We start from the raw sequence: 18,513 nt of genomic DNA on the forward strand, positions 1-18,513 counted from the left end.
ATTCCTCCGCGAAGGGATGTGCCTCTGTGGGGTGTTGAGGCGTGTGAGGCACTGTCTCAGCGGGCAACCCGCCCCAACAATGCCGTGTGACATAGCACATGACACTGCCTGCACATAACATCGCGGTGTGCCGTTGACCTGCGCTACGCCCCGGTGGCGCTCCAGGTGCGCGAGGCCCAGGCCCGCAGATGGGGGGCCTGGGCGACGAGGTCGCGGTAGGCGGCGGTCGCGGACTGGGACAGCGCCTCCACGACATCCTCGGTGACGGTGTCGGGCCGCCAGGCCAGCACGTAACGGCACCACAGCGGCGAACCGACCAACGGCCTGACCACGACATGCGGGATCGGCCGCAGCGTCGGCTGAACGAGCGACACGCCCAGGCCGTCGGCGATCATGCTCTGCAGCTGGGTCTGGTCGCCGAGGAACTCGTGCACGGCGACCGGTGCGAACCCGGCCGCCGCACAGGCGTCGTAGAACACCCCCGGCCAGCCGGCGCCGTCGTCCGGAGTCACGAACCACGCGTCCTCGGCCAGGTCGGCGAGCTGGACCTGGGCGCACTGCCGAAGCCGGTGCCGGGAGGGCAGAGCCACGAACGTCGGCTCGGTGACGATCCCCCGGTGCCGCACCGCGCCCGAGTGGCGCAGCTCCATGCCCGGATAGTCGGCGGCGATGGCCGCGTCCACCGCACCCTCCTCCAGCAGTTCCACGATCCGCGAGGAGGCGTAGACGCTGGTGACGGCGAGGGACACCTCCGGCAGCCGGGTGCGGACACGGGAGACCGTGCCGGACAGCATGGGCGAGTTGGTCGCCGCCACGCGCAGGGTACGGCGGGCCCGCGCGGCTGCCGGGCGGTGACCGATGGCATCGGCGCGGGTCAGCACGTCACGGGCCTGGGCGACGACCTCGGCGCCGTAGCGGGTGGGCCGCACCCCGCTCGTGCCGCGCTCGAAGAGCGGCTCGCCGAGGTGACGCTCGATGCGCCGCAGCTGGGTGCTCACGGCGGGCTGCGAGTACCCGAGCTGTGCCGCGGCGCGACCCACACTGCCGGCGTCGGCGATCGCGCACAGCACCCGCAGGTGCCGCAGCTCCAGCTCCATCGCTCCACTCCCCGATTCCGTCCCCGGCCGGCCCCGGGAGATCGTCCGCCTCTCCCGGTGAAACCGGTGCTCACGGCCACCGCCGGCCGTGGTCGCGACCGGCGGACGGAAGCGTCGCACTGTGCCGCGCCGGGCACAAGTCGCAGGTCCGCCGACCTGAGGGGCGTCGGGTTCGAGAGCCGGGCCGTCCCTCGCGTGACGTCCGGGCAACTCCGCGACCCGCCGGGCCCGTCCGGGCCGCACGGTCACGCCGCGGTGGGGTTCGGCGGCAGCCGAGCACGTCGTCGAGCCCGAGCCACAGCCGTGCGGACGCGCCGATGGTCCCCTGCTCGACTCGTCCGGTGTGGCGGGGCATCCGTCCACGCCCGCCCAGACCCGCTATCGGGAGGTGTACGACGTGCTGCCGCCGAAGACCGTGTACACGCTGACCGGTTTCGGCCGCGCCCTGTCCGACGCCCTCGGCCCCGTGTCCGACCGGGGACACCGCCGCCTGGAACGACTCCGCGAACACGGAACGGCGTCCTGACGCACCACCACCGCCCCCTCCTCTCGCGTTGCGTCCTGCCCCCTGACCTCGTGAAACAGCCTCTCCCGGCCGGGTGGCGACTGCCGAGTACGCACAAAAAAGTGGGTATGCGCCAGCGCCACGGTCGTCGGCCGACGCCAGGCACCGTCGGCCTGGGTCTCAGCACGGTCGCCGACACCACCACCCCCGGCGGCAGGCTCGTCTTCGACGCCTTCGCCGCCCGCGACCCGCTGCCCGACGCCGGCCGACCGGTCACCTCGATCGCCGAGCAGCTACCGCAGTCGACGACGCCCGGCGCACCACCGGCCACATCCGACGGCCAGGCGCCCGGTACGGACGGACCAGGCCGTCCGGCCAGCGGACGAGCACCCCGCAGTCGTCCGAGGGTGCCCGCTCCACTCAGTAAGCCCGCGCCACCACCGCCACGTTCCCCGGCTGGTCCTCGCTGTCCGGCGCCGAACCGTCCGCTGCGAGCAGGCACCGCACCGACACGCCCCGTTCGGCGAGCCGCGCCTCGCCCTCCGGGCCCAGCGTGGCCCAGGGGATGCAGGCCCAGCCGGTGGCGGCGGCCTCCGCGGCCTCCTCGACGGAGGTCACCTCGACCGTGCGGTCCTCTCGGCGCCGGCGGGACTGCTCCAGCAGCAGCGCCTGGTCGTCCTCCAGCGCCCCGGGCAGGAGCGCGGCCAGTGCCTCGGTCGCGACCGATTCCTTGGTGCCCGGGATCCGGCGGACCAGCACGGCGGTGCCGTGCTCCACATCACGGGGCCCCACCTCGATCCGCACGGGCACGCCCTTCAGCTCCCAGTCGACGGCGCGCCGGCCGAACGGCAGGTCCGTACGGTCGTCGACGTGGACGCGTACGCCCGCGTCCCTCAGGCGCTCGCCGATCGCGCGGACGCGGGCCGGCACCTCCTCGTCGCCCTTGACGGCGAGGACCACCGCCTGGACCGGCGCCAGACGGGGCGGGACACGCAGCCCGTCGTCGTCGCCGTGCGTCATCACCAGCGCGCCGATCATGCGGGTGGTGGAACCCCAGGAGGTCTGCCAGACGTACTCCTGCCGGCCGTCCTGCGTCACGAACTGTGTGCGGAAGGGCTTGGCGAAGTTCTGGCCCAGCTCGTGGCTGGTGACCATCTGGAGGGCCTTGCCGTCGCCCATCATGCTCTCGAGGGTGAGGGTGTTGATCGCTCCGGCGAACCGTTCCCTGGCCGTCTTGCGTCCGGAGACGAAGTCCATGGCGAGGACGTCGCGCAGGAACGTGCCGTAGACCTCGCTCTGGACGCGTGCCGCGAAGGCGCGCGCCTCCTCGTACGTGGCGTGCGCGGTGTGGCCCTCCTGCCACAGGAACTCGGTCGTGCGTAGGAACAGGCGCGGGCGCAGCTCCCAACGCACCACGTTCGCCCACTGGTTGATCAGCAGGGGCAGATCGCGGTAGCTCTGCACCCACTTGGCGAAGTACTCGTTGACGATCGTCTCGGAGGTGGGGCGGACCACGACGGGCTCCTCCAGCTCCTTGCCGCCCGCATGGGTGACGACCGCGAGCTCGGGCGCGAAGCCCTCGACGTGCTCGGCCTCCCTCGTCAGATACGACTGAGGGATGAGCAGCGGGAAGTAGGCGTTCTGGGTGCCGGTCGCCTTGATCCGGGCGTCCATCTCCTGCTGCATCCGCTCCCACAGGCCGTACCCGTACGGTCGGATGACCATGGTGCCGCGCACCGGGCCGTTGTCGGCCAGCTCCGCCTTGGTGATCAGGTCCTGGTACCAGCGCGGGAAGTCGTCCGCCCGGGGTGTGAGAACGGGTGCCTTTGCCATGCCGTGGAGAGTAGGTCCCGGCTCCCGCCGTCTGCGAGTCAATTTCGGACCGCGCCGGCGCCGGGGCGCCGCCCCTTTGACGCTCCCTGGTCCCGATGCGAATTTTTATCGATACAAACGATGCGAACGATCTCGGATCGGAGTACGTCCGTGCCCACCGCCACCGCGATCATCAACCTCGACATCGAGGGTCCGAGGATCAGCCGTCACCTGTACGGGCACTTCGCCGAGCATCTGGGGCGCTGCGTCTACGGCGGGTTCTGGGTCGGCGAGGACTCCCCGATCCCGAACGCGGGCGGTGTCCGCCTGGACGTCGTCGAGGCGCTGCGCGCCCTGCGCATCCCCAACCTGCGCTGGCCGGGCGGCCGTTTCGCCGACGAGTACCACTGGAAGGACGGCATCGGGCCGCGCGAGGAGCGCCCCCGGATGGTCAACACCCACTGGGGCGGCGTGGAGGAGAACAATCACTTCGGCACCCATGAGTTCATGGCGCTGTGCGAACTGCTCGGCGCGGAGCCCTACATCAGCGGCAACGTGGGCAGCGGCACCGTCCGGGAGATGAGCGAGTGGGTCGAGTACCTCACCCGCGACGGCGACGGCCCGATGGTGCGGCTGCGCAAGGCGAACGGGCGCGAGGAGCCGTGGCGGGTGCGGTTCTGGGGCATCGGCAACGAGACCTGGGGCTGTGGCGGCAACATGCGCGCCGAGTACTTCGCGGACCTCGCCCGCCAGTACGCGACGTACTGCCGCGACCACGGCGACAACAAGCTGTACCGGATCGCCTCAGGCGCCTCCGACGAGGACTACCAGTGGACCGAGACGCTGATGCGGCAGATCAACTGCTTCGGCTGCGAGGCCGCTCCGCGCACCTACTACCAGGCCCTGTCCGTCCACTACTACACGCTGGCCGGCCCCTGGGAGGCCAAGGGCAGCGCCACGGTCTTCGACACCGACGACTACTACCGCACGATGGTCTCGGCCGGGCGCATCGACCGCGTCCTCACCGGTCACTCCACCGTCATGGACTGCTACGACCCCCGGCGCACCGTCGGCCTGGTGCTGGACGAGTGGGGCACCTGGTGGGACGTCGAGCCGGGCACGAACCCCGGTTTCCTGTTCCAGCAGAACACCTTGCGTGACGCGCTCGTCGCGAGCACCCACTTCGACGTCTTCCACCGGCACGCCGCCCGCCTGGTGATGGCCAACATCGCGCAGACCGTCAACGTCCTGCAGGCCATGCTGCTCACCGAAGGGGACGCGCTGGTGCGGACCCCGACGTACCACGTCTTCGAGATGAACAAGGGGCACCAGGACGCCACTTCGCTCCCCGTCCATCTGCGCGCGGACGGCGCGCGGAGCCGGGTCGGGGAGGCCGAGCTGGAGACGGTGTCCGTCTCGGCCAGCGTCAAGGACGGCGCCCTCCTGGTCTCGCTGAGCAACCTGGACGCCGAGGAGCCCGCCGAGGCGACCCTGGACCTGCGCGGCGGCCGGATCGGGGAGGCACGGGCGCGGATCCTCACCGCAGACAAGCTCCAGGCGCACAACACCCCGCAAACACCGGAGGCGGTAGCGCCGCGCGCCTTCGACGGCGACGGTGTCCGGGTCACGGACCGGGGACTGGCGCTGAGCCTGCCGCCGCACTCCTTCGTGACCGTCCGGGCACCCATGACCGTGGCGAGCTGAGCGGAGGCGACCGTGGACCGACCCCTCCCGGACCGGCGACTGCGTCCCCCGATGGGCTGGAACAGCTGGGACTGCTACGGCACGACCGTCACCGAGCAGGAGGTCCTCGCCAACGCGGCGTACCTGCGGGACCACCTGCTCCCGCACGGCTGGGACACGGTGGTGGTGGACATCCAGTGGTACGAGCCCACGGCCCGTGCCCACGGCTACAACGCGGACGCGCCCCTGGTCCTGGACGCGTACGGCCGCCAGCCCCCCGCGCCGAACCGGTTCCCCTCCGCCGCCGGCGGGGCCGGATTCGCCCCGCTGGCCCGGCGGGTGCACGACCTCGGGCTGCGTTTCGGACTGCACATCATGCGGGGCATACCACGCCGGGCCGTGGCCGCCCGACTGCCCGTCGCCGGCACGGAGTTCACGGCCGACGAGATCGCCGACACCGGCTCGGTCTGCCCCTGGAACTCCGACAACTTCGGCCTGGACCACGACCGCCCGGGCGCCCAGGCCTACTACGACTCCCAGGTCGCCCAATTCGCGGCGTGGGGCGTGGACTTCGTCAAGGCCGACGACATGCTCTTCCCGTACCACGAGCGGGAGATCGCCGCCTACGCACGGGCGATCGAGCGCAGCGGCCGGCCGATCGAGCTGAGCCTGTCCCCCGGCACCGACGTCTCCCTCGCCCGGCTGGAGCATCTGCGGGAGCACGCCACGATGTGGCGGGTCTGCGACGACCTGTGGGACCGATGGGAGGACGTCGAGGCCCAGTTCGCCCGGATGGCGCGATGGGCCCCCTGGCAGGGCCGGGGCGGCTGGGCGGACGCGGACATGCTGCCGCTCGGCCGCATCGGCATCCGCGCCGAACACGGCGAGGACCGGCTGTCCCGGCTCACCCGGCCCGAACAGATCAGCCTGCTCACCCTGTGGCTGATCTCCCGTTCCCCGCTGATGATGGGCGGTGACCTGCCGAGCAGCCCGCCGGAGACCGTCGAACTCCTCACCAACGACGAGGCGTTGGCCGTGCTCATGCACGGCACCGGCAACCGCGAGGTGCTGCGCGAGGACGACCTGGTGCTGTGGGCCGCCCGTGACACCGACGGCCGTACCCGTTACGCGGCCGTGTTCTCCCTGGCCGACGGGCCCCGCCGCTACGAGGTGCCGCTCGGCTCGATCGGGGCCCGCCCGGCCGATCGCGTCCGGGAGCTGTGGACCCGTACCGGCGTGGCGCACGACGGCCGGTGCCTGGCGGTCGACCTGCCCGCCCATGGGGCCGCGCTCTATCGTCTCGCGGAGGACGGGGTGCGTCCTTCCTCGCAGGACACCGGGCAGGAGTGAGCGTGGCGACGATCCAGGACGTGGCGAAGGCGGCCGACGTGTCGGCGATGACCGTCTCCAACGTCATCAACAACCACCCCAACGTCCGTCCCGCCACCCACGAGCGCGTCCTGGCGGCGATGGCCCGGCTCGACTACCGGGTCAATGTGGCGGCCCGCAACCTCCGCAAGGGCCGCACCGGCACCATCGGCCTCGCGGTGCCCGAGGTGAACCGCCCGTACTACGGCCGGCTGGCCGAGGCCATCATCGCCGCGGCGGGCCGGCACGGGCTGCGGGTGAGCATCGAACAGACCGGGGCCCGCCGGGAGAACGAGCTGGCGGCGCTGTCCCAGTCCCGCAACCGGCTCTACGACGGACTGATCCTCAGCACCGTCGGCATGGGCCCCGCCGACGTCGGGGCGCTCGAGGTGGACCACCCGGTGGTGATCCTCGGCGAGCGGATCTTCGGCGGGCCGGTGGACCATGTCGCCATGCCCAACGTCGAGGCGTCGGCGGCGGCCACCCGGCACCTGGTCGAGCGGGGCTGCCGGCGGGTGGCCCTGGTGTGCGGGCCGCTGCGGGACGAGGTCGACGTGTCGAGATAGCGGCACACCGGCTACCGGCAGGCGCTGGCCGCCGCCGGTCTGCCCGAGGATCCGGAGCTGGTGCGGAGCGTGCCCGCGCTCACCATGGAGGCGGGGGCACGGCAGGCGCAGGCGATGGTGGCGGGCGGGCTGGACTTCGACGGCGTGTTCTGTGTGACGGACACCGTGGCGATGGGCGTGCTGCGCGGGCTCGCCGATGCGGGGGTGCGGGTGCCGGAGCAGGTCAAGGTGATCGGTTTCGACAACGTCGACGAGAGCGCGTTCCTCGTCCCGTCGCTGTCCACGGTGGACCCGGACCACGACCTGATGGCGGCGCGGGCCGTCGCCCTGCTCGTGGCACGACTGGACCGTGCCGGGCCGCCGCCGCAGAACGAGGAGTTCGTCGGGCCCTTCTCCCTGGTGATCCGTGAGTCCACGGGCGACTGATCCCTTAACCACGCCTGCATTTGCCTAAAGCTTTTAGGAAGCCCCATAATCGCTTATGGCAGAGGAGGGAGACATCATGGTGCGCGCGGGCTTGACCACCGAGCGCCTGGTCCGTGCGGGCGCGGAACTCGCCGACGAGGTCGGCTTCGACCACGTGACCGTGTCGGCGCTGGCCCGGCGGTTCGACGTCAAGGTCGCGAGCCTGTACTCGCACCTGAAGAACTCCCAGGACCTGAAGACCCGGATCGCGCTGCTCGCCCTGGAGGAACTGGCCGACCGCGCCGCCGACGCGCTCGCCGGCCGGTCCGGCAAGGACGCCCTCGCCGCCTTCGCCGATGTCTACCGCGACTACGCCCACCGGCACCCCGGCCGCTACGCGGCGGCCCGGCACCCGCTGGACCCCGAGACGGCCGCCGCGAGCGCCGGACCCCGGCACGCGCAGCTGACGCGGGCGATCCTGCGCGGCTACGACCTCGCCGAGCCCGACCAGACCCATGCGGTCCGGCTTCTCGGCAGCGTCTTCCACGGCTACGTCAGCCTGGAGACGGCCGGCGGATTCAGCCACAGCGCCCCCGACTCGCAGGAGTCCTGGACACGCATCCTCGACGCCCTCGATTCCCTGCTGCGCAACTGGCCCACCCCCTGACCCCCCGGAAACGCAGGCCGACACCATGCACACCACCCCGCTCACCCCCGAACTCGTGCGCGGCGCCCTCGATCTGGAACGCACCGCCCAGGGCCTGCTGCCGCACCGGCTGCCGGCCCGCGCCCGCGCGCAGTGCGCCGACCCCCAGCTCGCCATGGCGGAGTCTCAGCCCTCCGGTGTACGGCTGGTCTTCCGCACCCGCGCGACCGCCGTCGAGCTGGACACCCTGCCCACCAAGCGGGTCTACGTCGGCGCACCGCCGCGCCCGGACGGCGTGTACGACCTGCTCGTCGACGGACGTCCGGCCGGCAGCGGCCGGGTCGCCGGCGGCAACACGCTCACCATCGACATGATCGCCGGTACGGCCGAGCACCGGCCGGGCCCGGTCGGGACCGTCCGCTTCTCCGGGCTGCCCGACACCGCCAAGGTCGTGGAGATCTGGCTGCCGCACAACGAGACGACCGAACTCGTCGCCCTGCGCACCGACGCGCCCGTGGCAGCCGTACCGCACCAGGGCCGCACGGTGTGGCTGCACCACGGCAGTTCCATCAGCCACGGCTCGGACGCCGCGAGCCCGACCAGCACCTGGCCGGCGCTCGCCGCGTCCCTCGGCGGGGCGGAGCTGATCAATCTCGGGCTGGGCGGCAGCGCCCTGCTCGACCCGTTCACCGCGCGCGCACTGCGCGACACGCCGGCCGACCTGATCAGCGTCAAGCTCGGCATCAACGTGGTCAACGCGGATCTGATGCGGCTGCGCGCGTTCGGTCCCGCCGTCCACGGCTTCCTCGACACCATCCGCGACGGGCACCCCGACACGCCGCTGCTCGTCGTCTCGCCGATCCTGTGCCCCATCCACGAGGACACGCCGGGCCCCAGCCTCCCGGACTTCGCCGGTCTGAGCGAGGGGCGCCTGCGGTTCCGGGCCGCCGGCGACCCGGCGGAGAAGGCAAGCGGAAAACTCACCCTGGGAGTCGTCCGGGAGGAACTGGCCCGGATCGTGCGCGAGCGGGCCGCGGAGGACCCGCGACTGCACTACCTCGACGGCCGTGAGCTGTACGGCGAGGCCGACTTCGGCGAACTGCCGCTGCCCGACGGCCTCCACCCGGACGCCGCCGCGCACCGCCGGATCGGCGAGCGGTTCGCGGCGCTGGCGTTCGGGCCGGGCGGCCCCTTCGCGGACGGCGTCGCCTGATCCGTACGGGCCGGCTCACACCAGGTGGGCGAAGATCACGAGGTTGTCCTTGTAGTCCTTCGCGGCGTGGTCGTACTCCCCCGCGCAGGTGATCAGCCGCACCTCGGGGCGCCGGGCGTCGGCGTAGACCCGCTTGCTGGGGAAGTCGTCCTTGGCGAAGGTCTCCTGGTCGTCCACGACGAATTCGGCGTCGCGTCCGTCGGCGCGCTCCACGGTGAAGTGGTCGCCGGGCTTCAGCTCGCCCAGACGGGCGAAGACGGCCGCGGAGATCTTCGTGTCGACGTGCCCGGCGATGATCGCGGTGCCCTTCTCACCGGGCGAGGCGCCCCCGGCGTACCAGCCGACGAGGTTGGTGTCGCCCGCCGGTGGCGGGTTGAGCTGCCCCGAGGCGCCGAGGGTCAGGGTGGTGAAGGGGGCGTCCACGGCGATCTTCGGAATGCGCAGACGGGTCGGTTTGGACCTGGGCAGCCCCGTGCCGGGCTGCTGCGGTTCGGCGTGCCGGGGGGCGCCCTGCTCCGGGGCGAACTGCTGCGGATCGGCCTGCTGCGGATCGACCTGCTGCGGATCGACCTGCTGTGGATCGGCCGGGGAGGCGACACTCGCGCCCCCGCCCGCACCCGCGGTACGGGACGCCGGCGGCGAGTCGTCCGAGGTGTGGTTGCCGCCGAACACGCTGACGCTCAGGAGGACGATCGCCACGCCCAACAGCGTCAGCCGCCCGCCACGGCCGGAACTGCGTCCTCCTTCCTGCGGTTTCGCGGAGGTCGGGGAGGAGGGATCTGCTGCCATCGGACACCACCTCACTCGGGCACGGCAGCACGGGGATCTGGACAGGGGCGCCGGAACGTCTTCGGGCGCGCGGGGAGGGACGTACGGGGGCGCCTGCACGAGGGGACGGTGTGCGCACAGACATGGGGGAAAGCTCGCAGGTGCGGGCCGCCGACGCGATGGGCGCGCCGGCGGCGGCCGCAGCCTCTTGGGGGAATCGTCAGGTCAGGACGCCGGCTGACCGGCCTTCTTGCGGCGCAGCAGGTACATGCCGCCTGCGCCCACTGCCAGCACGGCCAGGCCGCCCGCAGTGACACCCGGAGTCGCGAGCGCGCCGCCGCCGGTGTGCATGCCACCGTGCGGCCTGTCCTGGTCGCCACGACCGCCGTACCCGCCGCCGTCACCACCGCCGTCCCAGCCGCCGTCACGACCGCCGTACCCGCCGCCGTCGCCGCCGGGGCCCCAGTCGTCACCGCGCACCGTGGCGAGCGCACCGCCACCGGTGTGGACACCGCCACGCGGCCCGTGGTGCCCGCGGCCCTCGTCGTGGTCGCCCCCGCCCTGGTCGCCGTCCCACCCGTCGTCGTCACCGCGACCGTGGTCCTCATCGTTCCCGTGGTCGTCGTCATCGCCCCGGTCGTCACCTCGCACCAGGGCCAGCGCTCCGCCACCCGTGTGGATTCCACCGCGCGGCTCGTCGTGTCCACGGTCCCCGCCGTGGTCGTCCCCTTGATCATCGTCGTGGTCGCGACCGTGGTCCTCGTCGGAGCCCCAGTCGTGTCCCTGGTTGTAGGAGGAGTCGTCTCGGCCCCCGTCGTCGCCCGCCGGAACGGCGAAGGCGGCGCCGGGCGCGCCGAAGGCCAGTGCGGCGGTAGCGGCCGCTGTGGCCAGAATCATGCGGGCAGAACGCATAGCGATGTCCTTCCGTCGTGGCCGGGCAGCGGATCCGTCATCAGCTGGGTAGACCGGTCCTCGACATGAACCACCGTCAGCGCGTGCGCAGGCTGACACCATTCGAGCCACCCAGCCGAGTCACCGCGCCACCCGTCTGTCCCAGCGATCACGCCTTCGTGCCCCGCCGTCCGGGCGAATCTCCCGGCGTGTCGCACCGACCTCGCCCGGGGTCGGCGGCCGGGCCCCCGAGCGACGTTGCCGTGTGGGCACTCCTGGCCTGAATCCGACACTCCATCAATTCCGGCAGCACCGCTGCGGCCCGAGCCGCCGGCCCGCCCGCCGAGAAGGGGCCCCGTGCCCGAGACCGTCCAACCCGGATCGCGAACCCTTCGGCTGTGCGCGGCGGTGCTGGGCGCGCTGATCGGCGTCACCGCCGTCGCCGCGCCGGCCCGCGCCGAGGGCGGCGCCGTGACGGAGTATCCGGTCACCACCGCCGCCGACAGCATCCCCTCCGGGCTCACCTCCGGGCCTGACCGGGCCCTGTGGTTCACGGAGAACGCCGCCGGCCGGATCGGGCGGATCGCGCTCGACGGCACTGTGACCGACTTCCCCACCTCGGGTCCGGACACCGGCCCCACCGCGATCACCCAGGGGCCCGACCGCGCCCTGTGGTTCACCGAAACACGCGCGAACAGGATCGGCCGCATCAACTCCTCCGGCCGCCTCACCGAGTTCCCGGTCCCCACGGCCGGCAGCGGCCCGGCCGGGATCGCGCTCGGGCCCGACCGGGCCGTGTGGTTCACCGAACTGATCGGCAACGCCATCGGCCGCGTCCGGTCGCTGCGCGGGTGAGATCCGGCCGGTCCGGGCTCGGGAGTTCACGCCCCCTCTTGTTATGACCGTCGTCATAACGCAGTCTGGTGCCGACGGCACGACAGGTCGACGTGGTGGGAGGAAGCGGTGGCGGACGCGATGGCGCGGGTCCTGTGGGAGCGGTACGAACCGGTTCACGATCTCGTGTACTTCGCACCGGAGGTGCACCGGGCTGCGGACGCGCTCGGGATGCGCGGATTCTGGATGGGCTACTTCGCGCTGCGCGCCGCACCGCTCGGCGCGGTCCCGCCGTCCGTCGTGACGAGCTGCTTCTACGTCTTCCACTCCTCCCGCGTGACCCGGGCCCTGCCGGACGCCTGGACGTACGCGACTCCCGCCGAGGTGCTGGCCGCCCGTCAGGACGCCCTGGACGCGGCGATGACCGGCCTGTTCGGACCGGACACCGTCGGCTCGGCCGAATTCGCCGAGGCCGCCGACCTCGCCTGGGAGGCCGCCGCGGCGGCGGACACCGCGGGGCGGGTGCTGGCCGCCGCCAACCAGGCGCTGGAGCGTCCGGACCGACCCACCGCGCGGCTGTGGCAGGGCCTGACGACCCTGCGGGAGCACCGGGGTGACGCGCATGTCGCGGTGCTGGTGGGTCAGGGGCTGGGACCGGTCGAGGCCATGGTGCTCAAGGCGGCCGCCGGCGAATCCGACGGGGCGTTCCTGCGGGAGACGCGCAAGTGGGAGCAGGCGGACTGGGATGCGGCCGGGGCACGCCTGCGGGAGCAGGGCCTGCTCGAAGAGGACGGTTCCCTCGCTCCGGCCGGCGCGTCCGTGCGCGCGGAGGTGGAGGCACTGACGGACGCGGCGGCCGAACGACCCTGGACCGCCCTCGGCGCCGACCGCACGACGCGCCTGGCCGACCTGCTGGACCCGCTGGCCCACATGGTCGAGACCTCGGGTCTCCTGCCGCCGGGCAATCCGGTGGGTCTGACCCGGGGCACGCACCCGGCCGGTCACTGACGCAACTCCGGGCGCGCCCGCCGGGAACCGCCGCCGGGCGCACACCGATCGCCCGCCGCCCGGCCTCGGGCCGAGTTCGCCGGGACGGCCCAGCGCGCGACCCCGGCAGAGCGGCGACCGCGGGCAGGCCGGCGCGTCATGGATTGTCTTCGGGGTCGTACGACGACCAGGCGCGCAATCCCACCTGCCGACGACCGCACGCCGCCCAGCCCGTCGGGCATCCCACCCTCCGGTGGACCCATCGGCGCCCCGCCCGGACTGTCGGGGCGGGAGGTGCCGGACGGGCGGTCGCAGGCGGGGATTACCAGGTCACCGGTAGCCGCTCGGGGATCCGCTTCATGAAGCCTGTGCGCCAAACCAGTTGGCCGGCGGGTACGGCGAGCGCGAGGTCCGGGAGGCGGTCGAGGAGGACCTCCAGGGCGATCCGGGCGTGGGCACGGCCGAGCGCGGTCGCGGGACAGTAGTGGGCGCCACCGCCGAAGGAGAGGTGGTCGGCGGTGTTGTCGCGGTGGACGTCGAAGCGGTGCGGGTCGGGGAACTTCTCCGGGTCGAGGTTGGCTCCCTCCACCAGCACCAGGACGAGTTCGCCCCGGCGTATGTGGACATCGCCCAGCCGGACGTCCTCCAGGGCGAGGCGGGGCAGGGCGTCGCCGATGGACAGGTTGACCCGCAGCAACTCCTCCACGCCGGGACCGATCAGGTCCGGACGGTCGGGCAGGAGGTCACGGGCGATGGGGTGGGTGAGCAGGTAGACCAGGGCCATCGACAGGAAGCCGGACGTGGAGATGACGCCCGCGCCGAACATGGTGACGCCGACGGTGGCCAGCATCTCGTCGGTGAGGTGGGCGTAGTCGGGGTCGTCGCGCAGCGCGGCGAGTTCGCCCATCAGACCGTGCGTCGCCGGGTCGTCGAGCAGGGCCGTCATCCGGGCGATGTCCCGGTCCCAGTTGATCCGTGCGCCGGTGACCGGGCACGGCGAGTTGTTCTCCACCGCCTTGCGCCGGGCCTCGTCCGGTGGATAGCCGGACGCCTCGTACATCTCGGCGACGTACAGATCGGTGTAGACGAAGTCGACCCTGTCGAAGTGGTCCAGTCCCCAGCGGGCGAGTTCGTGCAGGCGGCGGGCGGAGAAATAGCTGTTGCCCGGGGACACACCGATCACGGCGTGCGCGCCCTCGCCCAGGATGACTTCGCAGTGGGAGGTGTACGGCTGGACTTCGAAGACGTCGGCCATCAGCACGGATGCTGTGGTCAAGGGGAAATCCTCCGCCGCGCGCTAGTCCCGGTCGGGGCCCTGTGCCCCTGGTGTGGCGACGCGGCGCCCTCACGCTAGCGGTACGGATTCAGCACGGGTAGTTACCGCCTGGGTTTGACTGAAAACAGTCGTAGCAATGGTCGAAGTCGGCCCCCACCGGCCCCCGTTGCGGGACATACGCTGGGGGCGTGACCGACCGAGACGAGGATCGCGAGGATCCGGGACAGGTGGCGTCCCGGCTCACCGGACGCCCGGTCACCGGCGCACGGGCGGTTTCCGGGTCGCCGGCCGAGGTGACGCTGGACGGCGGCACGTCGGTGATGGTCAAACGGGGTGACGCCCCAGGGGCCGTACGTGCGGAGGTGGCGGGGCTGTGCTGGCTGGCCGCGGCTAAGGCGGTCCGGGTGCCGGCGGTGCTCGGCCACGACGAACGCTGGATGGTGACGGAGCGGGTGCCGACCGGGCGGCCCGACCCGGAGGCGGCGCATCGTTTCGGCCAGGCCCTGGCCGCCCTGCACGCCGCGGGTGCTTCGGATTTCGGAGCCGCGCCGCCCGGCGGCCCCGAGAACGCGTTCATCGGCCTCGCCCCCATGCGCAACGTGCCGGGCGGCGACTGGCCCGGCTGGTACACCGAGCACCGCGTGCTGCCGTATGTGCGCGGCGCGGTCGACCGTGGCTCGCTCCGCCCGGGCGAGGCGGCCGTGTTCGAGCGCCTCTGCGCGCGCCTGCCGGATCTGGCGGGACCGGCCGAGCCGCCCGCGCGGCTGCACGGCGACCTGTGGAACGGGAACGTGCTGTGGGGCGCCGACGGCGAGGTCCGGCTCATCGACCCGGCCGCGCACGGCGGCCACCGGGAAACGGACCTGGCGATGCTCGAGCTCTTCGGCTGCCCTCATCTCGACCGGGTGCTCGCCGGGTACGAGGAGACGGCGCCGCTCGCACCCGGCCGGCGCGACCGCGTGGGCGTGCATCAGCTGTTCCCGCTGCTGGTCCACGCCGTGCTGTTCGGCCGGGGGTACGCCGATCAGGCTCTGACGGTGGCCCGGAGGGCGCTGTCGCTCGCGAGGTGAGCGCTTCCTTTCCCCGGCGGAAGCGCAACGTCCGGGGCTTCTCCGGCGTCATCGGCCATGCAGGCACACCGTCCTGCGGTGCCCGCCGGGCATCCCCTCCGACCTGTGGTTACTCAACGTGAGGAAACCAATCACCCGTTCGATTCGTATAAGGACGTGAAAGCCGAATCAGGGAGAGACCATGCAACCGTTCACGCTCAACTACGCGCGCCCCGCTGTGCAGTTGGACGTCACCACTCCGTATGCGTATGACTCCGGACTGCAGTTGAACGTCCTCCCGGACGGGCGGATCGCCGCCACCGACCACGCGACCCTGAGAGCTCTGGGGACCACGACCTCGACGGCGGGTTCCAAGACGCACTTCGACGACTGAGCGCGGGCCTTGGAACATGACCGTGCTCATCCTGACCAGTGACGAGGACGTGACGGCGGACATGGTGGTCCTCCGGCTGGGCGAGGCCGGTGTGCCCGTCGTCCGGCTCGATCCCGCCGATCTGACCAACGGGGTGGCGCTGTCGGGCGAGTACGTGCGGGGCGCCTGCCGTGGGCATCTGTCCGTCGGCGGGCGCCTGGTGAGCATGAGCGGCCTGCGCTCCGTCTGGGTGCGCAGGCCCGGCGACGCCGCCGCCCGCGCCGCCCAGCCGTCCGCCTGGCTGACGGAGGAGTCGTCGCAGGCGTTGTACGGCATGCTGCGCACGATCGACGCGCGCTGGATGAACCATCCGGACGCGGCCCGCCGCGCCCGCCACAAGCCCTGGCAGCTGCATCTCGCCCAGAGCAGCGGCCTCGCCGTGCCGGCCACGCTGATCACCACCTTCCCGCAGGCGGCCCGGGAGTTCGCGGAGCGCTTCCCGGATCTGGTGGTCAAGCCGGTGTCCGGCGCGCATCCACAGGAGCCGCCGCGCGCGGTGCCGACCAGCAGGGTCGCACCCGACACCGACTTCTCCGCGGTGGCCTTCGGTCCGACGCTGCTGCAGCGGCGGATCGCCAAACGGGCCGACATCCGGCTCACCGTCGTCGGCGACACGCTGCTGGCCGCGCGCAAGCCCGCCGACCCGGACGCCCACCCGGACGACGTGGACGTCCGCTTCGCCCCGTCGGTCTCCCCCTGGCTGCCGGCGGACGTGCCCCCGCGCGTCGCCGAGGGCGTACGGCGGTACATGAGGGGCGCGGAACTGGCCTACGGCGCATTCGACTTCGCCGAGGACGCCGACGGGATCTGGTGGTTCCTGGAGTGCAACCAGTCGGGTCAGTTCGGTTTCGTCGAGATGGACACAGGTCAGCCCATCGCCGCCGCGATCGCCAAGTGGCTCGCCGCGGACGGGGATCCGGGCGGCAGGTGTGCGCAGGGCGAGGGGAGCGCAGGCTCTTGAAGGTGCGGGGATCGGCTCTGAGAAAGGAACGCCACATGCGTATCGGACTGCTGGGGACGGGCCCGTGGGCCCAGGCGGCGTACGCCCCCGCTCTCGCCGGGCACCCCGGCGTGGAGTTCGCCGGGGTGTGGGGCCGCCGGCCGGAGGCCGCCACGGCGCTGGCCGGACAGTACGACGTCCCCGCGTACGACGACGCGGACGCGCTGCTCGCCGACGTGGACGCCGTCGCCGTGGCCCTGCCGCCGTCCGTGCAGGCCGAGTTGGCGGTGCGTGCGGCCCGGGCGGGCCGTCATCTGCTGCTGGACAAGCCGCTCGCGGTGTCGGTGGCCGAGGGGCGGGCCGTGGTGGCCGCGGTCGAGCGGGCCGGGGTGGCCTCGGTGGTCTTCTTCACCGCGCGCTTCCAGAAGGAGCCGGACGCCTGGATCGAGGAACAGGCGGCCGTGGCGGGCTGGTTCACGGCCCGCGCGCAGTGGCTGGGGGCCGTGTTCACCTCCGACAGCCCGTTCGCCGCCTCGCCGTGGCGGCGGGAGAAGGGCGCGCTGTGGGACGTCGGTCCGCACGCCCTGTCGGTGCTGCTGCCGGTCCTCGGCGACGTACGGCAGGTCGTGGCGGCGGCGCACGGTCCGGCGGACACCGTGCACCTGGTCCTCGACCATGCCACCGGCGCGTCGAGCAGCCTCACGCTGAGCCTGACGGCGCCGCCGGCGGCGGCCGGAGCCGATGTGGAACTGCGGGGCGAGGCGGGCGTGACGCTGATGCCGGGAAGCTCCGAAGGGGCGGTCCCCGCGCTCTCCCGGGCCACCGACGCGCTGCTCACGGCCGTCCGCACGGGCCGCCCCCATGCCTGCGACGCCGCGTTCGGCCTCCGCGTCACCGAGATCCTGGCGACCGCGCAGGCCCGCCTGACGGAGGGCAGGGAGCTGAGCCCGACCGACTGACCGGTGACCGGTGACCGGGGCCGGCGGACGCGCGCCGTCGGCCTCCGGCGTGGGCGCTCGGGGTGGGCCGTACCGCTCCGGCTCACCCCGAGCCGAGACCCTCAGTAGCCGATGACGTCCGTGAATCCGTGCCCGGCGATGTCCTCTCCCGCGAGCGTGCCCGTCACCTGGCATGCGCCCGTGTAGGCGCCCTGCGTGGCGAACAGCTCGCGATGGGTGATGTCGAGGGACGCGTCAAGGCTCGGAACGCTCAGAGCCCAGTGCCCGTCCCGGTCGGTCCGCCGGGCCTGGGTGATCAGATGGGAGCCGTCGGGCTTGAGCTCGGTGAGCCAGGAGGTGCCGTCTCTGCCCGCGTCCCAGACGCTCAGATACCGGCCCGCGCCGAGATCGAGCCCGAGCCAGGTGAACCGCGGCACCTCGGTGGCGCCGGAGACCCACTGGCGGTCGAACCAGGTGCGACCGCCGACTTGATGTGTGGTCCCGTCCACGGTGATCGTTCCCGACGTGGTCAGGCCGGGAAGCGCGTACTGCCCCGTCGTCCCGCCGAAGAAGGGGAACACACCGGCGCCGCCGTTGTAGAGCACGGGGCGGCCCTCCCGCCGAAGGCCGAGCCGAATCGAGGCGGTGTCGGAGGCACCGGACATCTCCAGCCCGTCCAGGTCCCCGCTCAGGCTCAGGACCGACGTCTTCACGTCGAGCGAGTCCGCGGACACCGTCACGCTGTCCTCGACCTCGATCGCGTGCTTGCCGCAGGTGTGGCCGTCCGGTTCCCGGAGCAGCGCGACCGTGCTGAGACAGGCGCCGTTCATCTCCATCGCGTGGATCTTCACCCAGAAGACCTTCTCGTGGTCGTGCAGCCTGGCGCTGAGCCACCAGGAGTCCGCGTCGACGGCGGGGTTCGCGGCGAGCCCGTCGACGGCGTCGATCAGTGTCGGTCGTAACATGGTCATCCAGTCTCCTGTCATCGGGCGGCCGCTGACGGCCTTTTCACCGGGTTCCTCCGAGGATGCCCCGGCCTTCAGGCCGGGGAGGAATCGGACTCCTGCGGAGCAGGGCAGGGATAGCCGGATCGCCGTCAGGG

16 protein-coding genes and 2 pseudogenes are annotated in these 18,513 nt (G+C 72.5%); 12 read left to right on the plus strand and 6 right to left on the minus strand.

What is annotated here, in order from left to right:
- Positions 1 to 143: 143 nt before the first annotated feature.
- Positions 144 to 1,097 (minus strand): LysR family transcriptional regulator, encoded by a 954-nt coding sequence (locus ACIBJF_RS27120; protein ID WP_399177493.1) that lies wholly within the window; start codon positions 1,095 to 1,097, stop codon positions 144 to 146.
- A gap of 379 nt (positions 1,098 to 1,476) precedes the next feature.
- On the opposite strand from ACIBJF_RS27120, the pseudogene ACIBJF_RS27125 reads away from it, so the two are divergent.
- Positions 1,477 to 1,623 (plus strand): annotated as a pseudogene (locus ACIBJF_RS27125) (winged helix-turn-helix transcriptional regulator); the annotation flags it as partial.
- A gap of 399 nt (positions 1,624 to 2,022) precedes the next feature.
- On the opposite strand, the gene proS reads toward ACIBJF_RS27125, so the two are convergent.
- The gene (gene proS / locus ACIBJF_RS27130; RefSeq protein WP_399177494.1) at positions 2,023 to 3,435 is read right to left on the minus strand and encodes a proline--tRNA ligase; all 1,413 of its coding nucleotides are present in this window, start codon (positions 3,433 to 3,435) and stop codon (positions 2,023 to 2,025) included.
- A 150-nt stretch (positions 3,436 to 3,585) separates the two neighbouring features.
- On the opposite strand from proS, the gene ACIBJF_RS27135 reads away from it, so the two are divergent.
- The 5 genes and pseudogenes from ACIBJF_RS27135 (at position 3,586) to ACIBJF_RS27155 (ending at position 9,295) form a co-directional block, all read left to right on the plus strand.
- Positions 3,586 to 5,118, plus strand: coding sequence for an alpha-N-arabinofuranosidase (locus tag ACIBJF_RS27135; RefSeq protein WP_399177496.1), 1,533 nt, complete (start codon positions 3,586 to 3,588; stop codon positions 5,116 to 5,118).
- A gap of 12 nt (positions 5,119 to 5,130) precedes the next feature.
- Positions 5,131 to 6,447 (plus strand): glycoside hydrolase family 27 protein, encoded by a 1,317-nt coding sequence (locus ACIBJF_RS27140; protein ID WP_399177498.1) that lies wholly within the window; start codon positions 5,131 to 5,133, stop codon positions 6,445 to 6,447.
- Positions 6,448 to 6,467: 20 nt separating this feature from the next.
- A pseudogene (locus ACIBJF_RS27145) lies at positions 6,468 to 7,457 on the plus strand (LacI family DNA-binding transcriptional regulator).
- A 76-nt stretch (positions 7,458 to 7,533) separates the two neighbouring features.
- Positions 7,534 to 8,103 carry a TetR/AcrR family transcriptional regulator gene (locus tag ACIBJF_RS27150; protein WP_399177520.1) on the plus strand — a complete coding sequence of 190 codons (570 nt, stop codon included), beginning with the start codon at positions 7,534 to 7,536 and terminating at the stop codon, positions 8,101 to 8,103.
- Positions 8,104 to 8,128: 25 nt separating this feature from the next.
- The gene (locus ACIBJF_RS27155; protein WP_399177500.1) at positions 8,129 to 9,295 is read left to right on the plus strand and encodes a GDSL-type esterase/lipase family protein; all 1,167 of its coding nucleotides are present in this window, start codon (positions 8,129 to 8,131) and stop codon (positions 9,293 to 9,295) included.
- A gap of 15 nt (positions 9,296 to 9,310) precedes the next feature.
- Here ACIBJF_RS27155 and ACIBJF_RS27160 read toward each other — a convergent pair whose 3' ends face one another.
- A complete protein-coding gene (locus ACIBJF_RS27160) occupies positions 9,311 to 10,084 on the minus strand; it encodes a class F sortase (protein WP_399177502.1) in 774 nt (257 codons plus the stop codon).
- 204 nt (positions 10,085 to 10,288) lie between these two features.
- Positions 10,289 to 10,975, minus strand: coding sequence for a hypothetical protein (locus ACIBJF_RS27165; protein ID WP_399177504.1), 687 nt, complete (start codon positions 10,973 to 10,975; stop codon positions 10,289 to 10,291).
- A 336-nt stretch (positions 10,976 to 11,311) separates the two neighbouring features.
- Here ACIBJF_RS27165 and ACIBJF_RS27170 point away from each other — a divergent pair, with 336 nt between their 5' ends.
- Together ACIBJF_RS27170 and ACIBJF_RS27175 are read left to right on the plus strand one after the other, a co-directional pair.
- On the plus strand, positions 11,312 to 11,809 hold the full coding sequence (locus ACIBJF_RS27170) for a hypothetical protein (RefSeq protein ID WP_399177506.1): 498 nt from the start codon (positions 11,312 to 11,314) through the stop codon (positions 11,807 to 11,809).
- Between the two features lie 108 nt (positions 11,810 to 11,917).
- Positions 11,918 to 12,796, plus strand: coding sequence for a hypothetical protein (locus tag ACIBJF_RS27175; RefSeq protein ID WP_399177508.1), 879 nt, complete (start codon positions 11,918 to 11,920; stop codon positions 12,794 to 12,796).
- Positions 12,797 to 13,097: 301 nt separating this feature from the next.
- On the opposite strand, the gene ACIBJF_RS27180 is transcribed toward ACIBJF_RS27175, so the two are convergent.
- Positions 13,098 to 14,051: a tRNA-dependent cyclodipeptide synthase gene (locus tag ACIBJF_RS27180; protein ID WP_399177510.1), complete on the minus strand. Its 954-nt coding sequence runs from the start codon at positions 14,049 to 14,051 to the stop codon at positions 13,098 to 13,100.
- 227 nt (positions 14,052 to 14,278) lie between these two features.
- Here ACIBJF_RS27180 and ACIBJF_RS27185 point away from each other — a divergent pair, with 227 nt between their 5' ends.
- From ACIBJF_RS27185 to ACIBJF_RS27200, 4 genes are all read left to right on the plus strand, one after another.
- On the plus strand, positions 14,279 to 15,121 hold the full coding sequence (locus ACIBJF_RS27185; protein WP_399177522.1) for a fructosamine kinase family protein: 843 nt from the start codon (positions 14,279 to 14,281) through the stop codon (positions 15,119 to 15,121).
- A 181-nt stretch (positions 15,122 to 15,302) separates the two neighbouring features.
- Entirely contained in the window at positions 15,303 to 15,494 is a 192-nt protein-coding gene (gene tgmA, locus ACIBJF_RS27190; RefSeq protein ID WP_020938095.1) for a putative ATP-grasp-modified RiPP, read from the plus strand.
- Between the two features lie 16 nt (positions 15,495 to 15,510).
- Complete coding sequence (gene tgmB / locus ACIBJF_RS27195) at positions 15,511 to 16,494, plus strand: ATP-grasp ribosomal peptide maturase (RefSeq protein ID WP_399177512.1); 984 nt, start codon at positions 15,511 to 15,513, stop codon at positions 16,492 to 16,494.
- Between the two features lie 35 nt (positions 16,495 to 16,529).
- A complete protein-coding gene (locus ACIBJF_RS27200) occupies positions 16,530 to 17,432 on the plus strand; it encodes a Gfo/Idh/MocA family protein (RefSeq protein WP_399177514.1) in 903 nt (300 codons plus the stop codon).
- 101 nt (positions 17,433 to 17,533) lie between these two features.
- On the opposite strand, the gene ACIBJF_RS27205 is transcribed toward ACIBJF_RS27200, so the two are convergent.
- A complete protein-coding gene (locus ACIBJF_RS27205; protein WP_399177516.1) occupies positions 17,534 to 18,382 on the minus strand; it encodes a lipocalin-like domain-containing protein in 849 nt (282 codons plus the stop codon).
- Positions 18,383 to 18,513: the final 131 nt, after the last annotated feature.

Origin of the sequence: Streptomyces sp. NPDC050743 (assembly GCF_044456925.1) — a bacterium.
Classification (GTDB): Bacteria; Actinomycetota; Actinomycetes; order Streptomycetales; family Streptomycetaceae; genus Streptomyces.

What these genes read in the sequence shown, in the direction of transcription:
- ACIBJF_RS27155 (WP_399177500.1), top strand. Translation starts at nt 8,129, where the DNA reads ATGCACACCACCCCGCTCACCCCCGAACTCGTGCGCGGCGCCCTCGAT.
- tgmA (WP_020938095.1), top strand. Translation starts at nt 15,303, where the DNA reads ATGCAACCGTTCACGCTCAACTACGCGCGCCCCGCTGTGCAGTTGGAC.
- tgmB (WP_399177512.1), top strand. Translation starts at nt 15,511, where the DNA reads ATGACCGTGCTCATCCTGACCAGTGACGAGGACGTGACGGCGGACATG.
- ACIBJF_RS27160 (WP_399177502.1), bottom strand. Translation starts at nt 10,084, where the DNA reads ATGGCAGCAGATCCCTCCTCCCCGACCTCCGCGAAACCGCAGGAAGGA.
- ACIBJF_RS27205 (WP_399177516.1), bottom strand. Translation starts at nt 18,382, where the DNA reads ATGACCATGTTACGACCGACACTGATCGACGCCGTCGACGGGCTCGCC.
- ACIBJF_RS27165 (WP_399177504.1), bottom strand. Translation starts at nt 10,975, where the DNA reads ATGCGTTCTGCCCGCATGATTCTGGCCACAGCGGCCGCTACCGCCGCA.
- ACIBJF_RS27200 (WP_399177514.1), top strand. Translation starts at nt 16,530, where the DNA reads ATGCGTATCGGACTGCTGGGGACGGGCCCGTGGGCCCAGGCGGCGTAC.
- ACIBJF_RS27150 (WP_399177520.1), top strand. Translation starts at nt 7,534, where the DNA reads ATGGTGCGCGCGGGCTTGACCACCGAGCGCCTGGTCCGTGCGGGCGCG.
- proS (WP_399177494.1), bottom strand. Translation starts at nt 3,435, where the DNA reads ATGGCAAAGGCACCCGTTCTCACACCCCGGGCGGACGACTTCCCGCGC.
- ACIBJF_RS27120 (WP_399177493.1), bottom strand. Translation starts at nt 1,097, where the DNA reads ATGGAGCTGGAGCTGCGGCACCTGCGGGTGCTGTGCGCGATCGCCGAC.